General features: G+C 62.5%; 20 protein-coding genes and 1 tRNA gene. 8 read left to right on the forward strand and 13 right to left on the reverse strand.

Annotation, left to right across the window (positions count from 1 at the left end; genetic code table 11):
• Window positions 1–32: 32 nt before the first annotated feature.
• From IVB45_RS21000 to IVB45_RS21025, 6 genes are all read left to right on the forward strand, one after another.
• Entirely contained in the window at window positions 33–605 is a 573-nt protein-coding gene (locus tag IVB45_RS21000; RefSeq protein ID WP_247361504.1) for a hypothetical protein, read from the forward strand.
• Window positions 602–2,332, forward strand: a complete 1,731-nt coding sequence (locus IVB45_RS21005) for an AAA family ATPase (RefSeq protein ID WP_247361507.1) — start codon at window positions 602–604, stop codon at window positions 2,330–2,332. The genes IVB45_RS21000 and IVB45_RS21005 overlap by 4 nt, the downstream gene beginning before the upstream one ends.
• 255 nt (window positions 2,333–2,587) lie before the next feature.
• On the forward strand, window positions 2,588–2,872 hold the full coding sequence (locus IVB45_RS21010) for a hypothetical protein (protein ID WP_247361509.1): 285 nt from the start codon (window positions 2,588–2,590) through the stop codon (window positions 2,870–2,872).
• Between the two features lie 220 nt (window positions 2,873–3,092).
• On the forward strand, window positions 3,093–3,719 hold the full coding sequence (locus tag IVB45_RS21015; protein ID WP_247361511.1) for a hypothetical protein: 627 nt from the start codon (window positions 3,093–3,095) through the stop codon (window positions 3,717–3,719).
• Window positions 3,713–4,471 (forward strand): terminase family protein, encoded by a 759-nt coding sequence (locus tag IVB45_RS21020; RefSeq protein WP_247361514.1) that lies wholly within the window; start codon window positions 3,713–3,715, stop codon window positions 4,469–4,471. Before IVB45_RS21015 ends, IVB45_RS21020 begins: the two co-directional genes overlap by 7 nt.
• Window positions 4,472–4,587: 116 nt before the next feature.
• Window positions 4,588–5,148, forward strand: coding sequence for a hypothetical protein (locus IVB45_RS21025; protein WP_247807523.1), 561 nt, complete (start codon window positions 4,588–4,590; stop codon window positions 5,146–5,148).
• On the opposite strand, the gene IVB45_RS21030 is transcribed toward IVB45_RS21025, so the two are convergent.
• From IVB45_RS21030 to IVB45_RS21070, 9 genes are all read right to left on the reverse strand, one after another.
• Window positions 5,145–5,945 carry a hypothetical protein gene (locus IVB45_RS21030; RefSeq protein WP_247361521.1) on the reverse strand — a complete coding sequence of 267 codons (801 nt, stop codon included), beginning with the start codon at window positions 5,943–5,945 and terminating at the stop codon, window positions 5,145–5,147. The two genes, IVB45_RS21025 and IVB45_RS21030, sit on opposite strands and share 4 nt — an antisense overlap.
• Window positions 5,911–6,843: a HipA domain-containing protein gene (locus IVB45_RS21035; RefSeq protein ID WP_247361523.1), complete on the reverse strand. Its 933-nt coding sequence runs from the start codon at window positions 6,841–6,843 to the stop codon at window positions 5,911–5,913. Before IVB45_RS21035 ends, IVB45_RS21030 begins: the two co-directional genes overlap by 35 nt.
• 80 nt (window positions 6,844–6,923) lie before the next feature.
• Window positions 6,924–7,001 (reverse strand) — tRNA-Pro (locus tag IVB45_RS21040).
• A gap of 117 nt (window positions 7,002–7,118) precedes the next feature.
• Window positions 7,119–7,697, reverse strand: coding sequence for a MerR family transcriptional regulator (locus IVB45_RS21045; protein WP_007611070.1), 579 nt, complete (start codon window positions 7,695–7,697; stop codon window positions 7,119–7,121).
• A 27-nt stretch (window positions 7,698–7,724) separates the two neighbouring features.
• Entirely contained in the window at window positions 7,725–8,066 is a 342-nt protein-coding gene (locus IVB45_RS21050) for an integration host factor subunit alpha (RefSeq protein ID WP_018456841.1), read from the reverse strand.
• Window positions 8,067–8,199: 133 nt separating this feature from the next.
• Entirely contained in the window at window positions 8,200–9,180 is a 981-nt protein-coding gene (locus tag IVB45_RS21055; protein ID WP_247361525.1) for a beta-ketoacyl-ACP synthase III, read from the reverse strand.
• Window positions 9,177–10,238 carry a phosphate acyltransferase PlsX gene (gene plsX, locus IVB45_RS21060; protein WP_247289367.1) on the reverse strand — a complete coding sequence of 354 codons (1,062 nt, stop codon included), beginning with the start codon at window positions 10,236–10,238 and terminating at the stop codon, window positions 9,177–9,179. The genes IVB45_RS21055 and plsX overlap by 4 nt, the downstream gene beginning before the upstream one ends.
• Window positions 10,239–10,536: 298 nt before the next feature.
• Window positions 10,537–11,100 (reverse strand): DUF177 domain-containing protein, encoded by a 564-nt coding sequence (locus IVB45_RS21065; protein WP_247361527.1) that lies wholly within the window; start codon window positions 11,098–11,100, stop codon window positions 10,537–10,539.
• Window positions 11,097–11,648, reverse strand: a complete 552-nt coding sequence (locus IVB45_RS21070) for a ubiquinol-cytochrome C chaperone family protein (RefSeq protein WP_247361529.1) — start codon at window positions 11,646–11,648, stop codon at window positions 11,097–11,099. Before IVB45_RS21070 ends, IVB45_RS21065 begins: the two co-directional genes overlap by 4 nt.
• A gap of 98 nt (window positions 11,649–11,746) precedes the next feature.
• Between IVB45_RS21070 and IVB45_RS21075 the strand changes: the two genes are divergently transcribed.
• Both IVB45_RS21075 and IVB45_RS21080 read left to right on the forward strand, forming a co-directional pair.
• On the forward strand, window positions 11,747–12,232 hold the full coding sequence (locus tag IVB45_RS21075) for an outer membrane protein assembly factor BamE (protein ID WP_027567256.1): 486 nt from the start codon (window positions 11,747–11,749) through the stop codon (window positions 12,230–12,232).
• A gap of 86 nt (window positions 12,233–12,318) precedes the next feature.
• A complete protein-coding gene (locus tag IVB45_RS21080) occupies window positions 12,319–13,320 on the forward strand; it encodes a tripartite tricarboxylate transporter substrate binding protein (protein ID WP_247361531.1) in 1,002 nt (333 codons plus the stop codon).
• Window positions 13,321–13,590: 270 nt separating this feature from the next.
• Here IVB45_RS21080 and IVB45_RS21085 read toward each other — a convergent pair whose 3' ends face one another.
• The 4 genes from IVB45_RS21085 to ribH form a co-directional block, all read right to left on the reverse strand.
• Window positions 13,591–15,711: a sodium-translocating pyrophosphatase gene (locus IVB45_RS21085; RefSeq protein WP_027567258.1), complete on the reverse strand. Its 2,121-nt coding sequence runs from the start codon at window positions 15,709–15,711 to the stop codon at window positions 13,591–13,593.
• 235 nt (window positions 15,712–15,946) lie between these two features.
• Complete coding sequence (thiL, locus tag IVB45_RS21090; RefSeq protein WP_247361533.1) at window positions 15,947–16,945, reverse strand: thiamine-phosphate kinase; 999 nt, start codon at window positions 16,943–16,945, stop codon at window positions 15,947–15,949.
• Between the two features lie 119 nt (window positions 16,946–17,064).
• Window positions 17,065–17,562, reverse strand: a complete 498-nt coding sequence (nusB, locus tag IVB45_RS21095; protein ID WP_027567260.1) for a transcription antitermination factor NusB — start codon at window positions 17,560–17,562, stop codon at window positions 17,065–17,067.
• Between the two features lie 2 nt (window positions 17,563–17,564).
• The gene (gene ribH / locus IVB45_RS21100) at window positions 17,565–18,056 is read right to left on the reverse strand and encodes a 6,7-dimethyl-8-ribityllumazine synthase (protein ID WP_007611095.1); all 492 of its coding nucleotides are present in this window, start codon (window positions 18,054–18,056) and stop codon (window positions 17,565–17,567) included.
• Between the last annotated feature and the right edge of the window lie 17 nt (window positions 18,057–18,073).

Below are 18,073 nucleotides of genomic sequence, written 5' to 3' on the forward strand. Positions count from 1 at the left end.
AAAAACTACCGGTAAAGTACGGAGCCGCGTAAATGGCCACATCAGGCGACCTCGCAAAGGCGCTTTCTGAACTTCTCAAAGAGCCGTTCTCAACCGTCGACCTGTACGGCCGACATCTTCGAGCGGCGGGCCTTCTCAATGTCAAAGGACAAGGTCGCGGGGCCGCCGAAATGACCGCGCGAGATGCCGCAGCCTGGCTGACCGCCCTTGCGATCGATCACGAGCGCGGAGGTGACTTCGCCCGCGAGGTAAAACGTGTACTCGACCTGCCGATGCACGAATATCTGCTCAGCCCAAAGGAATACGCCGACGGCTTGGCGCACCGGGCCGCCAAAACGGCGGGACATGGGCTTGCTCTGCTTATTGGTGACACGTTGGTGCCGCGGATTCGAGACCGTCTTGAGCGCGGGGACGACCTTGTTACGGCGAATTTCGATGCCGACGGCGTGTTCGTGTCCCTATCGATCTCCGAGCGAGCGCCCGGGGAAGTCGCTCAATTCGTGGATACCCTCTATCAGCGCGGCGAGCGAAAACGCCGCGATGTGGAGCGTTTGACGGTGATCCACGGCCGCGTGCTGTTGGAGATTGCGAAGTTGCTCGCATGACGTCGCTGCTTGAAATCGACGAGGCCGAACGCCTTTCCGCCAGCCTTAGCATCGATGCGTTTCACGATCTCACCTACTGGTGGTGCGGTGGCAAGTACGAGCCGGAAATGTCGCCTCCACTAGCTCTTGGATGGGACATCCATCGCCAGTGGCCCAACTCGGAAGGCTTCGAGATCTGGCGTGATCTCATGCACGAGTACGAATCGCCTCTTCTCGCCGAGCATCTGCTAGGCCCCGGCGACCCGCGCCAGCCCGTGACCATAGAGCAATACGAAGCGGCCCTGGTCGACGAGTGGGCAGCCTACGACCGCCCCAAGCATTGGTTAGATCAACTCATTATCGACGTGATGCACTACGAACGCGAGCGTGGTTACGAGCCATGCGGCGACGCGTGGGAGCGCACGGAGAAAATTCTGAACGACTTGGCCGCCAAGGTGGGGGCGAAGCGCGCGGCGGATCAAGCAGAACGAGATGCCCGAGTTGAGCGCCACCGGAAGCGGGTTCAGAAATTTTTCGATCTCGACGACGCCGGCTATGCCCAGTGGCAAGCGGACACGCGCCCTTGGGGCGATGGGCTGAAATTCGAACGTTGGCGGGATCGCCACTTCCGCGAACTGCTGGAGAAAACCAAAGCGATGCCCGTGATCCCGTTTCCGAAGCCGGCTGCACCCACCAACCTGATTCAGTCGTCGGGTCAGTTCGTTCGCGATTTCGTGCCGCCAGACTACGTTGTCGACCGGATCTTCCAGCGGCGCTTTTGCTACTCGATGACCGCCAAAACCGGCGGCGGCAAGACCGCGGCAGCTATGCGCCTCGCTGCACACGTGGCGATAGGTCGTTCGATCGGGGGCATCGAGGTCGAGAAAGGGACCGTGATTTACGCGGCCGGCGAAAATCCCACCGACGTCCAAGCGCGATGGCTGGGGGTGACCCAAGAGATGGGCATCGACCCCGACGCCGTGGACGTCCATTTCATCAACGGCGTAGTGAAGATTTCGGAGAACGTCGCGAACATCGAAACTGAAGTGGTTGCCAAGGGCCTAAAGCCAACCCTGATCATCGTCGACACCGTAGCCGCGTATTTCGAGGGCGACGACGACAATGACAACGTCCAAATGGGCAACTACGCCCGCCTACTGCGCTCTATGACAAACCTCCCTGGTGGGCCATGCGTGCTCGCCCTAGCGCATCCGACTAAGCGCGCGGCCGACGACGACCTGATCCCGAAGGGCGGCGGGGCGTTCTTGAACGAGGTGGACGGCAACGTGGCGCTGCGTAGGAACGGCCAAGTGATCGCCTTTGAGGCACTTGGCAAGTTCCGCGGCCCATCATTCGAGCCGGTCCATTTCGAGCTGGTGACTGTTCAGCACCCCAAGTTGCGGGACACGAAGGGGCGGCCCATTCCGACGGTTGTGGCACGGCCGGTATCGGATATGGGTATCGTGCAGCGCGAGTTGGCGAACGAGCGGGACGAGGACACCTTGCTCCGCGCAATTGATCAGCACCCGCGCAAGAGCCGCCGCGACGTGGGCAAGCTGATTGGAATGAGCGACAGCCGCGTTTACCGGCTCGCGCAGAAGCTGGAAGCCCAGAAGCTGATCCGCAATGAGCGCAACGGCTGGACGTTGACCGCCACGGGCCAGAGAGAGCTAAACGTCATGGATTCGCGTGGTTCAGGGGTGAACCAACCACCGCTGCCGCCAGCACGTTTTCCAGGTGCAAATTGAGCGAACCAACGGGCGAACCAAAACCGAACCAACTGGGCCAAAAACCCTTTGGATTCAAACTGGTTCGCCTGAACCATTCCGTAAACCACGGACGATACGATGGGGGGCATTTCTGCCCCATCATCGTCTGGTTCGGTTCGGTCATATCCCTATAGGTGAACCAGTGAACCAACGGACGGAGAGTCAACGTGATAGTGAACTGGAAAACGGTACTAAAATCGCGTGTTGCTGAGGTGGAAACTTAGGAGACCGATAATGCGCACGTTGCTCATCTTGGCTATCGCCCTGGCCTGCCCTCCCGCGCTCGCAGACGACATAGTGCAATGCAAGTTTTTCACTAAGACCATCCCGCTTCCTCATGAAGTATGCGTGGCACTGGTCGGCACGTCGTTCAATATGCGTGACCAGGCAGACCGCGTTCATCTGGACCATGAGAAGCTGCAGAACCTGTGCATAGCCGACGTGGGAAGAAAGCTTCCCGGCAAGTCTCTCGCCGAATATCGAGCCACGTGCGAGGACATTTACAAGCTGACTTTCTGATGTCGACGCCGTTCTTGAATCCGCGCGCTCTTTCGAACCGTATCGCGCCGCTTCGCTCGCTCAGATCCTCGCGCTTTAGTTCTACTGACTAGTGCTCCGTTACGTTGCGTTACGCTAATTGCAGCACTTTAGGTGATTCACGGATTCTTTGGTATGATGGGGTAAACATCGGGGTATCGAAACGCGAATTCGCGCAGCCAAATCGCAGGTGAGTTGAGTAATGGGCAAGACCGGCCCGAAGTGTAGTATTTGCTCGCACAAGTCCCGGCATCAGATCGAGATTGGACTCGCGCACGGCATTGCGCACAACGCCCTCGCCCGCCGCTTCAACGTCAGCGCCGACGCCGTCGGGCGGCACGCAGCGAACCATGTCAGCCCCGCGATGCGCGCGGCGATCCTAACCGCTCAGAAGCCCACCGAGATCGACCTTGAGGCGTTGCAGGCCAGCGAGCAGGAAGGCTTGTTGTCACAGCTCGTGCACCAGCGCGCCCGGCTACAACAGCACGTGGGCACAGCTATCGACTTCGGCGACATCAAAGCTGCCATCAGCGCCGAAAGTGCCATCACCGGCAACCTGGCCCTGGTCGGCAAGCTCTTGGGCATGATCGTGCAGCGGCACGACGTGCGGTCGACGTCGCTCCTGATCAGCGCCGATTACCTGGCACTGCGCCATGCCATCACGGCGGCGCTGCGTCCCTTCCCTGAGGCTGCCCGCGCCGTGGGTGCGGCCCTGCACCGGATGGAAACGGACGCCGCGGCCGCGATCACGCAGAGTGCAGGCAAGCCGCCCCTGCTCATTGAGGCCAAGCCCGTCCCCAACCCCTGCCCGGTGCCGCCCCCATGCTGATGGCCATGGACATGGCGCGCGCCCTCGATCCGGCGCTTCTGGCAGCCGACGCGGAAATTACTCTCGATCCGTGGCAAGCGGATTTCGTGCGCTCCGACGCGCCGCAGACGGCCATGCTGATCCCTAGGCAGCACGGCAAGACGGAGGCTGCGACGATCAAGGCCCTATCGGTCGGTACGACGGAGCCGGACAGCCTGATCCTCATCGCCTCGCCGGCACAGCGGCTCTCCGACGAGTTCGTGCGCCGATCGCGCAAGACCTATGGTAGGCTCGCCGACGTGCCATCGCTTTCAGGCGACAACGCCCGACGGCTGGAGTTCGCTAACGGCAGCCGCATCCTGGCGCTGCCCGGCGACAACGACGGCGACACGCTGCGCGGTCTGGCAAACGTACGCTTGGCCATCATCGATGAGGCGTCCCGCTGCAGCGACGAGCTGCTGGCGGCCATCCGCCCCATGCTGGCGACGAACCCGCGCGCGCAGCTCGTCTACCTCAGCACCCCAGCCGGCAAGCGGGGCGCGTTCTACGAGACTTGGTTCGCTAACGATCCGGACTGGCACCGCATCCACGTAGAGTTGGGGTCGTGCTCGCGCATCACGCCGGAATTCCTGGCTCGCGAACGAAAGAACCTTGGCGAGACGAAGTTTCGGCAGGAGTACCTTTGCGAATTCCTCGATACCGAGGACGCCGCGTTCGCGACAACGATCATCGACGCCATGTTCACCCATGAGGTTCGCCCGCTATGGATGTAATCCGCACTCCTGACGGCTGGCGTAGCCTTTACGCGCGCGCTGTTGACCGCTGGTTCGTCGGCGTCGACCTTGGCCAAAGCACGGACCCAACCGCCATCAGCGTCATGAACCATCGAGTGGTGCCGCTCGACGGATGGGATCTGAACGAAAAGACGCAAACGCGAAAGCAGAAGCGGACGACGCATTTCGACGTTCGGCATTTGGAGCGCCTACCGCTCGGCATGTCCTACCCGCAGCAGATCCAGCGCGTTGCTAACCTGCTCGCGCGCCCGCCCCTGAACGTTTTGAAGCCGCACCTGGTCATTGACGAAACCGGCGTTGGTCGGCCTGTGGGCGACATGTTCGATGTGGCCGGCCTATGGCCAAGCCGGATCACGATCACCGCAGGCCTGGAAGCGACCCAGCACGGCAAGAGCTGGCACGTGCCCAAGGGATTGCTGATCTCGAACCTCGAAGCGCACTCCCACAGCGGAGAACTGCGCATCGCAGCCGCCGCCAACGATGCCGAGGCTCTCAAGGAAGAACTGAAGGATTTCAAGCGGAAGATTTCGGAGGCCGGCCGCACGACCTACGCGGCGCGCGTCGGCGCCCATGACGACTTGGTGCTGTCGGTCGCGATCACGCTATGGATGGCGACGCAGGGCGGGACGTTCACTCGCGAGGAGTTGCGGGTTTAGGCAGAAAGCGGAACTAGCGTTGATCGGGGAGCGTGATCAACGTCGTCAAGCGGACGGAAATTTGGCTCGACATCCGCCTCAAAACGACAAAGCATCCTGAACTGTAAGGGGGCATCGTCATTATTTTTCAAGACTTCGAACTTGGATTTAGCTGCCCTCTCAGGGGAGCTTAGGATTGCCTTCAAATCGCTTGAATAGAAGCGAGGCACGTAGCCCACGATAACAGTTCCCTCGCCAGCTCTAAGACCGATGCAGTTTGGGTCGTGTTGATTGCCGACGTCCAAGAGCGGGAATAGTTGCTCGCCGCCCATCACGGTCTCGCACCATCTCAACACGTCCCCATGAAGATGGCGGTCTTCCAGACTTCCATGAGCATGCCGGATCCCGTGCAAAAAGAATTCGATTGAGTATTTGCCTTCATCGACGACCGGCTCAGGGTAAACAAGCAATCCGTCAGATCCGGGAATTAGTCCAAATTTGCCCAACATCTCAAATTCTGTTTCGTCGCCGGTTAGATCCAACCAGCGAGACAGCTTTTTGAAATCCGAACGCGATTTTGATGGAATTTTGTTCTTGAATAAAGAGATCAAGCCCGATGAAATGTAATGTTCATCGAGACCCGAATTGAAAAGATGTTGAACTACGCGCGCGACCTTAGTCGCGCCTTGAGTGAAACTGAATTCGTACTCGTCGCCCCGACGAGCAAGGCGGGCAATGGTGTACCACTGACGGGTCGTAGGATTTTGCCAGGCGACAAAAACCCTACGCAGCGCGTCTGATCGTTTCGCAGTTGGCATCTAGCATCCTCAATGCGAACTTTGTCGCTTCATCGCTGATGAGTGTAGGGTCGATTCGAGCAAAGATGTCCTCGAATACTTTGCGAGGTATTGATGAAAATATCCTTGCCCAACGGGTAGTTGCAGCGGGCGCTACGCGAATCAACGTATCGAGGACCTCTGATTGCAGGAGAGGCCTTTCATTGGCCGTCGGTCCGTACAGCGCCGAGCGGGCACGAGAAGTGTACGCCTCTACCGTGTCTCGCCTGTCAATCGTATTTAGGCGGCGCCTTCTTGCATCATCCGATTCATTTCTCCCCAGCGAAGACGCATGGTCAAAGGTCGGTGCCAGACGAAAGGTCGGATTGTATTGATTCGAATGATCGATCACGACGCCCCAGTTTTCGTGATGGCGATCCGTGTTGCTCACAAGGATGTCGAAGACAAGGTAGCCAACGAAAATGTCGGCAGCCGTCATGTCACCGACAGTGCTAGGGGTCCAAAGCGGCGGCTCGATTGCGCGCTGTCGGATAACATTCAGGCACGTAGTCACTTGGTACCGTCGCTGTCGAAACCGGAGTTGACCGTCGTACTCTTTCACCACCGCCTGAAGAATCATATTGGCCGGAACGAATGTTCCATTAACCGGCACAAACTGCTGCGAAACGACACCTTGATCCGTTCCGTGCACAGCAAACTCATAGCTGGCACAAGGCATTTCGGCGGCCCTTAGAATTTCGCAGCAGACTTTCTCAGCCCAGTTTTCGCCCGTGGATGGTCGGCCAATCTTAAACAGGTAACCTGCAATTGTGAGCCCAACGTCCGAATGAGGAACGAGCCAGAATTTTTCCTTCGTGCCGAGCGCTTCCGGCCTGTCTGTGGTCGAACCGGTAACATCATAAACCGGAAAGAAGGCCATCAGGTTCCTGATTGATCGAGGGCGTTACCCTATCCGTTACCTTCGGGAAAAACCGGACGCCCTGAAATCCGGCTAAGTATTGGTCGGAGCGAGAGGATTTGAACCTCCGACCCCTAGTCTCCCAGACTAGTGCGCTAACCGGGCTGCGCCACGCTCCGAACGTCGTTCCATTAGCTAGGATCGCCGGTTTGCGCAAGGCGAGGTCACACCATTTTGGATTTTGGTGCCTCTGCCGAAAGGCACCGGAACTGCCCCAAAGCCGAGGAGATCCGGCGTCAGGCGTCCTTCAGCGCCTGATCCAGCATTTCGCGGCAGGCGATGAGTTCGGCGAGCACCCGTCCGAGGCGCTCCCGGTCGATGGCGCTGGGGCCTGCGGGCGCGGCGGGGGTGCCGCCCTTGCGGAAGGTGGTGAGGATTTCCTCGTCGTCGGTCTCGGAGAAGCGGAAGTCGATGCCCTCCTCCTCCTCACCCTGGTAATCGTCGTCGTCACTATCGCGGGCGCCGCGGACGCCGGTCTCCTCCTCGGGCTCCATCAGGCTGGCGCCGACGGCGTCCTCGATAGCCCCGAACGAGACCGCGGCCGCGCTGTCGGCTAGGCCCTGCACCGATTTGACGCCGTGCTCCTTGAGGATCCGCTGCACGCCTCGGATGGTGTAGCCCTCGCCGTAGAGGAGACGGCGGATACCCTTGAGCAGGTCGACGTCGTCGGGGCGGTAATAGCGGCGGCCGCCGCTGCGCTTCATCGGCTTGATCTGGGAGAAACGCGTCTCCCAGAACCGCAGCACGTGCTGCGGAATGTCGAGTTCCTGCGCTACTTCGCTGATGGTTCGGAACGCATCCGGCGCCTTGTCCAAATGCCAAATCCTTATCCGGAAGGCGGATTACGCCTCGGGTTGCGCCTTGCTGGCGTCGCCATTGGTGCGGTGCTGGGCGTTGATCCGCTGCTTCAGGATCGCGGACGGCTTGAACACCATGACCCGGCGCGGCGAGATCGGCACCTCGGTGCCGGTCTTCGGGTTGCGACCGATGCGCTGACCCTTCTTGCGGACCATGAAGGAGCCGAACGAGGACAGCTTCACCGTCTCGCCTTTCTCAAGGCAATCGGTGATCTCCTTCAGCACGAGTTCCACGAAGGCAGACGATTCCGTGCGCGACAGCCCCACCTTCTGGTAGACGGCCTCGCACAGATCGACACGCGTTACGGTTTTACTTTGATCGGTCATCGCCCTGCCCCACATCACGGCGAACAATTGTTGTCTGAAATTATGAGCTTACGATACGGCGGTCAACAGCGCTCATCAATGCAGGCGCATCGATAATCCGCGCTGATTCGGGCAAAATTTTATCGACTGTGGCTTACCAGCGCACCAGCGCGGAGCCCCAGGTGAAGCCGCCGCCCATGGCTTCGAGCAGAACCAGGTCGCCGCGCTTGATGCGGCCGTCCTTGCGCGCCGCCGACAGCGCCAGCGGGATCGAGGCCGCCGAGGTGTTGCCGTGAAGGTCCACCGTCAGCACCACCTTCTCCGGCGCGATGTGGAGCTTGTGCGCGGACGCGTCGATGATTCGCTTGTTGGCCTGGTGCGGCACGAACCAGTCGATGCTGTCGGCATTGAGCCCGGTCGCCTTGAAGGCATCGACGATCACATCGGTGATCATGCCGACCGCGTGCTTGAAGACCTCGCGGCCCTCCATGCGCAGATGGCCGACGGTCTGGGTCGAGGACGGGCCGCCGTCGACGAACAGCTTCGCCTTGTGGCGGCCGTCGGAGCGCAAATGCGTGGTCACGATCCCCCGGTCGGTCGCCGCATTGCCCGGCTGCTCCTGCGCCTCCAGCACCACCGCGCCGGCGCCGTCGCCGAACAGCACGCAGGTGCCGCGATCGGTCCAGTCGAGGATGCGCGAGAAGGTTTCCGCGCCGATCACCAGCGCGCGCTTGAAGGCGCCCGTGCGCAGGAAATTATCGGCGGTGGCGAGCCCGAACACGAAGCCCGAGCACACCGCCTGAAGGTCGAAGGCCGCGCCATGGTTGATGCCGAGCCCATGCTGCACGGCGACCGCGCTGGCGGGGAAAGTGTTGTCAGGGGTCGAGGTCGCGAGCACGATCAGGTCGATCGACTGCGCGTCCACGCCGGCATCGGCGAGCGCAGCCTGCGCTGCCTTGAGCGCCAGATGCGAGGTGAACTCGCCCTCGGCCGCGATGTGCCGCTCGCGAATGCCGGTGCGCTGCACGATCCACTCGTCGGACGTGTCAATGCGCGCCGCCAATTGGGCGTTGGTCACCACCTGCTCCGGCAAATAAGAGCCGCAGCCCAGCACGACCGAACGAATTTGAGTCACGAAACAGCCTCCTGCGCGGCTTGCACGGAATTGAGTGCACCACCTTCGCGGTTGAGCATCTGATTGATCTTGTTGAGGAGATCGAATTTGACCATCTCATAGCCAACATCAATCGCATAGGCAAAGCCTTCGGCAGCGATTCCGCCATGGCTCTTGACCACGATCCCGTTCAACCCCAGCAACACGCCGCCGTTGGATTTGTTCGGGTCCATCTTGTTCCGCAGGGCCTGGAAGGCGTTGCGCGCAAAGAGATAGCCGAGCTTTGACAGCCAGCCCCGTTTCATCTCGTCCCGGAGCAATTCCGCCATCTGTCGCGCGGTTCCCTCCGCGGCCTTCAGCGCGATGTTGCCGCTGTAGCCCTCGGTGACGATGACGTCCGCCACCCCCTTGCCGATGCCGTCGCCCTCGACGAAGCCGAGATAGTCGAGCTCGGGGAGGTTCCTGGCGCGCAGGATTTCGCCGGCCTCGCGAATCTCCTCGTGCCCCTTGATCTCCTCGACCCCGATATTGAGCAGGCCGACCGTGGGACGCTTCTTGTTGAACAACACGCTGGCCATCGCTGCGCCCATGATGGCGAGCGACACCAGATGGTGGGTATCGCCGCCGATGCTGGCGCCGAGGTCGAGGACCACGGAATCGCCGCGCCTGGTCGGCCACATGCCGGCGATTGCCGGACGATCGACGCCCGGCAGCGTGCGCAGGTGGAAGCGCGACATCGCCATCAGCGCGCCGGTATTCCCGGCGGAGACCGCGACATCCGCCTCGCCCTTTTTCACAGCATCGATGGCAAGCCACATGGAGGAGGTCCTGCGGCCGCGCCGCAGCGCCTGGCTCGGCTTGTCCTCGCCGCTGACCGCGACATCGGTATGGATGATCTTCGAGGCGGCCTTCAGCGCGGGGTGGCGGTCGAGCTCGGGCTCGATCTTGGCGCGGTCCCCGATCAGCAGGAATTCGATCTCGCGATGCCTGGCAAGCGAGATGGCGGCGCCTGGGATGACCACCGCGGCGCCGGCGTCGCCCCCCATGGCGTCAAGCGCGATGCGAACCTTGCTTGGCATAAAAGTCCTGGAAACCTGGTCTGGTGCGGTCTTGAACGAGCGGGGCCGCAAATGGGTTCGCCACGAACATGGCGGTCGGTCAAGCGCCACGCCGCACCCGGACCGGGGCGCGACAATAGCGTTTTGTTATCCCGAAACAACCTCTTGCCCCCAGCCTTTTGCATTCGGGACGATCCGGCCGCAGACGGCCGAATTCACAAGAAGTACATCAAAATCAAACAGATAATTCGACCTTTCAAACCACGATCGCAAACACCTCGCGCCCCGTAGCAAAGCGGTCCTCTGGGAAAGACGGCACCTATTGGTCTTTCTTTTTGTCCTGGAGCGCCTTCAGCACCGCAAAGGGATGATCCTCCGGATCGGGGGCGGTGACGTCGGGCTCAAACACCACCCCCGGCTTCCGCGGATAGGGATCCACCGCCAGGAATAGGGCGTCGGTGGCGAGCCGGCCGAGGTCGATGATGCCATTGACGATCGCCTCCGGGGGGTCGGCGACCTGCTCCTGATCGTCGTGCACCTCCTCCATCAGCTCGGCCAGGCGGCGGACTTCGGCCTCGGGGGCAAATATCAGGTCCACCTCCTCGTCGATCTCGCTCTCCATCGGGTCAAGCGTGACCACACAGGTCTGGCCGATCCGGGCGCGGACGTGCCCCGTGACCTGGATCTGGTTGCCGCTTTTCGGCACGACATCGAAATCAGCCCGGACCGAAACAACCTCGCGCAAGCCTGCCGTCTCAGCCATGGCCTGCCGCTCGGCGGCCGAGGCCTCGAGCTTGCGATGCAGGCCGGTGTCCGGGATCTGTGCAACGATGACGGGCACCTGCCAGGGATCGGGCCCGGATGCGGTAATCGGTCGGCTCATGGCGTGACATCCTCAGGGAGCGCTGGGGGAAACTTGAAAGACGCGGCCAACAATGCGGTCTCGCCGGTCCGGGCGAGGTCGGTCTCGGCAGCCCTGGCATAGGCCGCGAGCCGCTGCGCCTGGTCCATGCCGGCCCCATTCAAGATATTCTTGCAGATCGCCGACGCCAGCGCCTCGCCGCCGCTTTCCATGGCCTGATCGTAGGCCTGGACCCGGCCGTAAAACGCCTCGCCGAAGGCCCGCATCCGCTTCGGCACGGTCTGGTCGCCTATCCCCATCTCGCGCAGATTGTCGTCCATATCCTCGCAGAAGCGGTCGAACAGCGCCTGCGACAGCTCGGTGGCGCCCTGAACCGTGCGCAGACGGCGCAGCAGCAGCCAGAGGTGCAGCAGCAACAGATCGAAACGCCCGTTAACGGTATCCGGCACGCCCAAGTCTCGGTAAAATATGGGTTCTCGCGCCTGCGTCACGATCATGCCATAGATGGCTTCAATGGTGCCCGGCGAGGCTAGGCGGGGTTTCCTGAAGTGATTGAACGGCCAAAGCATTGTGGTTTCCGCAAGCGGGCGCGCGCGTGTTGCATTCAGAGCCTCCGCCCGGTACTTCAGCGCCTCGCGCGACGCAAGGGGACGGAATCAGTTCCGCTATGACGATAACGAACCAGACCAGCCTGCGTGCAGACAAGCGGCGCGGCCTTCAAGCACGTTGGCGCGGCTTGCGCCTGTTCGCGGCCGCGGCCCTGGTTGGGGCTGCGCTTGCGGGCTGTACCGGCGAGCAGTTCCAGAAGGGTTACATCCTGCCGCCCAACGCGCTGGAGCAGATCCCGATTGGCGCGAGCCAGGATCAGGTGCTGATCGTGATGGGCACCCCCTCCACCGTCGCAACCCTCGACGGCGAGGTGTTCTATTACATCTCGCAGCGCTCGGAGCGTATGGTCGCCTTCATGAATCAGAAGGTGGTCGATCAGCGCGTCATCGCGGTCTATTTCGACAAGAACCGGCGCGTGCGCCGACTTGCGAATTACGGCCTGCAGGACGGCAAGATCTTCGACTTCATCAGCCGCACCACGCCCACGTCGGGCCAGGAGATGAGCTACCTCACGCCGATCTTCAAGCTGCTCAGCTTTAACTGAGCCTTCAGCCTGCGGCTTCGTGCGGCTTGCTGTTGCGCGTCCTGTTCCATACGCTCCCTGCAAAACAAGATGCAGGGAGTGGATTCGTGCCCAAACAATTGCTGTCCCGCCGTCGCGTGCTCACCGGTGCTGCCGCCCTCTCGGCCGCAGCGATCCTGCCGCGATCGAGCCTGGCGGACTGGAAACCCACCGAAAACGTCCGCCTCGTCGTGCCGGCTGCCGCCGGCGGCTCGACCGACGTGATGGGTCGGCTCCTTGCCGCGCATCTGCAGACGGCCTGGGGCCAATCGGCCGTGGTGGAAAACCGTTCCGGCGGCGGCGGCACGATCGGCACGGCCGAGGTGGTCCGCGCCAAGCCGGACGGCCACACCATCCTGATCGGCAATCCCGGTCCGAACGCGATCGCCTACAGCATCTTCAAGAACCTCACCTACAAGCCGGACCAGCTCCAGCCGGTCTCCAACATGATCCGGATCCCGAACATCGTCTCGGCTCATCCCAAGACCGGCATCAAGTCGATCGCCGAGCTGGTCGCCTATCTCAAGGCCAATCCGGACAAGCTCAGCTACGCCTCCTCCGGCGTCGGCCAGAGCCCTCACCTCACAGGCGCCTGGTTCCTGCAGCTCACCGGCCTGAAGATGACGCATATCCCGTTCCGCGGCGCCGGTCCCGCGCTCCAGGCGGCGCTCGCCGGCGACATCCAGATCCTGTTCGACAATCTCTATCCGAGCCTGCCGCAGGTGCAGAACGGCACCCTCACCGGCCTCTGCGTCACCACGACCGAGCGTAGCGACCTTGCGCCGAACCTGCCAACCATGCGCGAGAGCGCGCCGGAGCTTGCGGCTTTCGACGTCTCGTCGTGGTTCTCGGTGTTCCTGCCGAAGGGTGTGCAGCCCGCCATTGTCGAAGCGCTCAACCTTCAAGTGAAGGCGATGCTCGAGCGCGACGACATCAAGAAGAACATCGTGGCCATGGGCGCCCGCGCCGACTACGGCACGCCCGACCAGTTTGCCGCCTTCGTGGACGCCGAGACCAAGAAGTTCGCCGGCATCATCCAGAAGGAAGGGCTGCAGATGGACGTGCAGTAGGCCCCGCTTGTGGCGCTGGGGATTTGAACCAGTTGAAGGCTAAGAGGACGGCCGCCGCCAGCGCGACTGCCAACATTGTGCGAGGCCCGGATTGCCGGGCGCCCCTTTGCGTCTTGCCGCAAGTTGGACAAACACTGTCGGCCGCCAACATGTCGCAGCCGCACCGGATACATCTGGTCGTCTCGAACTTCATGGCGACGCTCCCGCAAAGCGGATAACAAAAACCCGCGGTTTGCACCGCGGGTTTGTCGCAGGAAAGCTGCCTCTGGTTCAGTGCGCGAGGATCGCCAGCAGCAGCAGCGCCACGATGTTCGTGATCTTGATCATCGGGTTCACCGCGGGACCTGCCGTGTCCTTGTAGGGATCGCCGACGGTGTCACCGGTCACGGCCGCCTTGTGGGCATCACTGCCCTTGCCGCCGTAATGGCCGTCCTCGATGTACTTCTTGGCGTTGTCCCAGGCACCGCCGCCCGAGGTCATGGAGATTGCGACGAACAGGCCCGTCACAATCACGCCGAGCAGCATGGCGCCGACGGCGGAGAACGCGGCCGACTTGCCGACGGCACCGCCACCTGCGATCGCGTAGATCACGAAATAGACGAAGATCGGCGACAGCACCGGCAGCAGCGACGGAATGATCATTTCTTTGATCGCCGCCTTGGTCAGCAGGTCGACGGCCCTGCCGTAGTCCGGCTTGTCCGTGCCCTGCATGATGCCGGGCTTCTCGCGGAACTGGCGCCGCACTTCCTCGACGATCGCGCTGGCCGCACGGCCCACGGCGGTCATGCCCATCGCGCCGAACAGATACGGCAGCAGGCCGCCGAACAAGAGGCCGACGACGACGTAAGGATTGTTGAGCGAGAAGTCGGGCAGTACGCCCTGGAAGTACGGATACTTCGCGGCGTTGGCGATGAAGAATTTGAGGTCTTCATTGTAAGCCGCGAACAGCACCAGCGCGCCGAGACCGGCGGAGCCGATCGCATAGCCCTTGGTGACCGCCTTGGTGGTGTTGCCGACCGCGTCGAGCGCGTCGGTGGACTTGCGGACTTCCTTCGGAAGACCGGCCATTTCGGCTATGCCGCCGGCATTGTCGGTGACGGGGCCGAAAGCGTCGAGCGCCACGACCATGCCAGCCAGCGCCAGCATGGTGGCGGTCGCAATCGCAATGCCGAACAAGCCGGCAAGGCTGTAAGTGACGAGAATGCCGGCGATGATCACCAGCGCCGGACCAGCGGTGGATTCCATCGAGATCGCCAGGCCCTGGATCACGTTGGTGCCGTGACCGGTAACCGACGACGCCGCGATCGACTTGACCGGGCGATAATCGGTGCCGGTATAGTATTCGGTGATCACGATGATCAGCCCGGTAACGACGAGGCCGACGACGCCGCACTCGAACAGCGCCATGCCGGTATACTTCACGCCTTCCAGCGGGCCGAAACCGATCAGCCAGTAGATGACGCCGGCAACGCCCACGATCGACAGCACGCCGGTCGCGATCAGGCCCTTGTAGAGCGCACCCATGATCGACTGGCTGGCGCCGAGCTTGACGAAGAAGGTGCCGATGATCGAGGTGATGATGCAGACGCCGCCAATGGCGAGCGGCAGGGTCATCATGTTCACCAGCAGCGGCGAGGTCGCGAAGAAGATCGCGGCGAGCACCATGGTGGCGACCGCAGTCACCGCATAGGTCTCAAACAGGTCGGCCGCCATGCCGGCGCAGTCACCGACATTGTCACCGACGTTGTCGGCGATGGTCGCCGGGTTGCGCGGATCGTCCTCAGGAATGCCGGCCTCGACCTTTCCGACGAGATCGCCGCCGACGTCAGCACCCTTGGTGAAGATGCCGCCGCCGAGACGGGCGAAGATCGAGATCAGCGAGGCGCCGAAGCCGAGCGCCACCAGCGCATCGACGACGACACGGTCGTTGGCCTTCAGCCCCATGCCGTGCGTGAGATAGGCGAAATAGATGGTAACGCCGAGCAGTGCGAGACCCGCGACTAGCATGCCGGTGATGGCGCCCGCCTTGAAGGCGAGCTCGAGGCCGCCGGCAAGCGATGTCGTCGCCGCCTGCGCGGTGCGCACATTGGCGCGAACCGAGACGTTCATACCGATGAAGCCCGCCGCGCCCGACAACACCGCACCGATCAGGAAGCCGATCGCAACCAGCATGCCGAGGAAGTAGGCCAGCAGGGCGAAAATCACGACGCCGACCATGCCGATCGTCATGTACTGTCGCTTGAGATAGGCCTGCGCGCCCTCGGCCACCGCAGCCGCGATTTCCTGCATGCGCGGAGACCCCGCATCCGCACTCAAAACCGAAGACGTCGCCCAGATCGCGTAGACGACGGAAAGCACTCCGCAGAGCACAATCAACCATAATGCTGTCATGTGATTTTTTGCCTCAGATCCTTGATGAACGTACCCCCGGCGCCTTTTGTTTTTCCGTCGTGCGGTGCGGCGCCTTGATTTGAAAAGGGCCGCCCCTTGCCCGAAGGCGCGGCCCTAGTCGGTCACGACCTTGCCAAAATCAAATTGAGGGTGCAACGCCAGATAAGCCCGAAAAGCCGATCTCGGCAGGTATTTAGCCGGTCTTGGCAGCCCGGACGCCGGTTTGGCGCAATTCCTAGAAGTGGCTGTAGGACAGTCGCTTCAAGACCAGCTCCTGGCCCTGCCCGTCCAGGAAGCGCGGCCGCTCATCGCCCGCGACGATCGTGCCGATGGCCGTGATGGCAAGGCCGGCCGCCCGCCCCAAGGCGATCAGTGCGTCGCCTTGCGCCGGCGGAACGGTGCACAGCACCTCGTAATCGTCCCCCCCGGCCAGCAGCGTCTCAACGGAAACGACCTTGCCCGCGATCAGGCCGGCGGCAGCGACCGAGAGCGGCACGCTGGTCACCTCGATCGTGGCCGAGACGCCTGACGCCGCACAGAGCTTGGTCAGGTCTCCTGCAAGCCCGTCGGAGACATCCATCGCAGCCGTTGCATAGTCACGCACGCCGTGCGCGAGAGCATTGCGCGGCTGCGGCACGCGATAGCGCGAGATCAGCGTCTCGCGCGCGTGCGGATCGGAGGCCAGCGCATTCGCCACCGCGCCGCCCTTGAGCACATCGAGGCCAAGCGCGGCGTCGCCGATCGTCCCCGTCACCAGAATACGGTCGCCCGGCTGGGCGCCGGCGCGGCCGACCATCCGCCCCTGCGGCACGCGGCCAAAGGCGGTGATCGAGATCATCTGCGGCCCCGGCGTCGACACCGTATCGCCGCCGAGCAGTGGACAAGCGAAGGTTTTCGCATCCTCGCCGAGCGCGTCCGCGAACGGCCTGAGCCAGCCGTCTTCCCTGCTGCGCAGCGCCAGTGTCAGCACGAAGCCGGCCGGCACGGCCCCCTTGGCAGCGAGATCGGACAGGTTCACCCGCAGCGCCTTGCGCGCGATGGTGTCGGGCGGATCGGTGGCAAGATAATGCACACCCTCGACCACCGCGTCTGTGGTGACGACGATGTCGCTGCCGAGCGCCTGCAGGATGGCGGCATCGTCGACCAGCCCCAACGCGCCGGGATCAGTCGCCAGCGGCTTGAAATAGCGCGCGATGAGGGAGTCTTCGGCGGAGGGATTGTGCGGGCTGGTCATTAGCTCGATCCGTAATTTCCCCGCCGTCATTGCGAGCGAAGCGAAGCAATCCAGACTGCCTCCGGAGATACAGTCTGGACTGCTTCGTCGCTACGCTCCTCGCAATGACGATCCCATGGCTATCCCCGTCCGAACTCGTCACCGCGAAACTGACGGCCGATCTGGTCGAGCACAGCGTTGACCATGCCGGTCTCCTCGCGGTCGACGAAGGCATTGGCGACGTCGACATATTCGGACACGACGACGCGGCCCGGCACGTCCTTTCGATGTTCCAATTCGTAGGCCCCTGCCCGCAGCACCGCGCGCAGGATCGCTTCGATGCGCTTCAACGGCCAGCCCTTCGACAGCGCCTCGTCGATCAGCGGATCGAGCTTCTTCTGGTCGCGCACGACGCCGGAAACGACGTCGCGGAAGAACGCCGCTTCCGCCGGGAGATATGTATCGCCCTCGACCTCGTTGCCGAGCCAGTGGCTCTCGAACTCCGCAAAAATGTCGTTGATGCCGGCACCACCGATATCCATCTGGTACAGCGCCTGCACGGCTGCGAGCCGCGCCGCACCGCGCCGGTTCGCTTTCTTCTCCGTGCCAGCCGGCGGCTTCTTGCTGTTGTCAGCCATGATCAAGCCCGCGCCAGCCGGCGCTTTATGCGCAGCATCGCAATCGCGGCCCGCGCGGCATCGCCGCCCTTGTTCAACTCGCTGGCACGCGCCCGCGCCCAGGCCTGCGCCTCGGTGTTGACGGTGAGGATGCCGTTGCCGAGCGGCAGCTTGCGCGCCACCGCCAGGTCCATCAGCGCGCGGGAAGATTCCTGCGAGACGATCTCGAAATGGATGGTGTCGCCACGGATCACGCAGCCGAGCGCGATCGCGGCGTCGTAAGGCTTGCCATTGGCGGCCGCGGCATCAACCGCGATGGCGATCGCCGCAGGAATCTCCAGTGCGCCGGGAACCGTGATGACGTCGTGGGTCAGACCGGCCGCCTTCAGCTCGGCCACCGCGCCTTCGAGCATCGCGTCCTGGAGATCGTCATAGAACCGCGCCTCGACAATCAGCGCGCGTGCGCCGGAAATGTCGGTCTGGTCCTTCAGGGGTGCGCGCCGCGCGTCTGCCATCGTCAAATCCGTTCCAC

The organism is Bradyrhizobium sp. 4 (genome assembly GCF_023100905.1).
In the GTDB taxonomy this organism is placed as follows: domain Bacteria; phylum Pseudomonadota; class Alphaproteobacteria; order Rhizobiales; family Xanthobacteraceae; genus Bradyrhizobium.

Coding starts and splice junctions, on each gene's coding strand:
- IVB45_RS21000 (WP_247361504.1), top strand. CDS start 33: ATGGCCACATCAGGCGACCTCGCAAAGGCGCTTTCTGAACTTCTCAAA.
- IVB45_RS21005 (WP_247361507.1), top strand. CDS start 602: ATGACGTCGCTGCTTGAAATCGACGAGGCCGAACGCCTTTCCGCCAGC.
- IVB45_RS21010 (WP_247361509.1), top strand. CDS start 2,588: ATGCGCACGTTGCTCATCTTGGCTATCGCCCTGGCCTGCCCTCCCGCG.
- IVB45_RS21015 (WP_247361511.1), top strand. CDS start 3,093: ATGGGCAAGACCGGCCCGAAGTGTAGTATTTGCTCGCACAAGTCCCGG.
- IVB45_RS21020 (WP_247361514.1), top strand. CDS start 3,713: ATGCTGATGGCCATGGACATGGCGCGCGCCCTCGATCCGGCGCTTCTG.
- IVB45_RS21030 (WP_247361521.1), bottom strand. CDS start 5,945: ATGCCAACTGCGAAACGATCAGACGCGCTGCGTAGGGTTTTTGTCGCC.
- IVB45_RS21035 (WP_247361523.1), bottom strand. CDS start 6,843: ATGGCCTTCTTTCCGGTTTATGATGTTACCGGTTCGACCACAGACAGG.
- IVB45_RS21050 (WP_018456841.1), bottom strand. CDS start 8,066: ATGACCGATCAAAGTAAAACCGTAACGCGTGTCGATCTGTGCGAGGCC.
- plsX (WP_247289367.1), bottom strand. CDS start 10,238: ATGCCAAGCAAGGTTCGCATCGCGCTTGACGCCATGGGGGGCGACGCC.
- IVB45_RS21065 (WP_247361527.1), bottom strand. CDS start 11,100: ATGAGCCGACCGATTACCGCATCCGGGCCCGATCCCTGGCAGGTGCCC.
- IVB45_RS21070 (WP_247361529.1), bottom strand. CDS start 11,648: ATGCTTTGGCCGTTCAATCACTTCAGGAAACCCCGCCTAGCCTCGCCG.
- IVB45_RS21075 (WP_027567256.1), top strand. CDS start 11,747: ATGACGATAACGAACCAGACCAGCCTGCGTGCAGACAAGCGGCGCGGC.
- IVB45_RS21085 (WP_027567258.1), bottom strand. CDS start 15,711: ATGACAGCATTATGGTTGATTGTGCTCTGCGGAGTGCTTTCCGTCGTC.
- thiL (WP_247361533.1), bottom strand. CDS start 16,945: ATGACCAGCCCGCACAATCCCTCCGCCGAAGACTCCCTCATCGCGCGC.
- nusB (WP_027567260.1), bottom strand. CDS start 17,562: ATGGCTGACAACAGCAAGAAGCCGCCGGCTGGCACGGAGAAGAAAGCG.
- ribH (WP_007611095.1), bottom strand. CDS start 18,056: ATGGCAGACGCGCGGCGCGCACCCCTGAAGGACCAGACCGACATTTCC.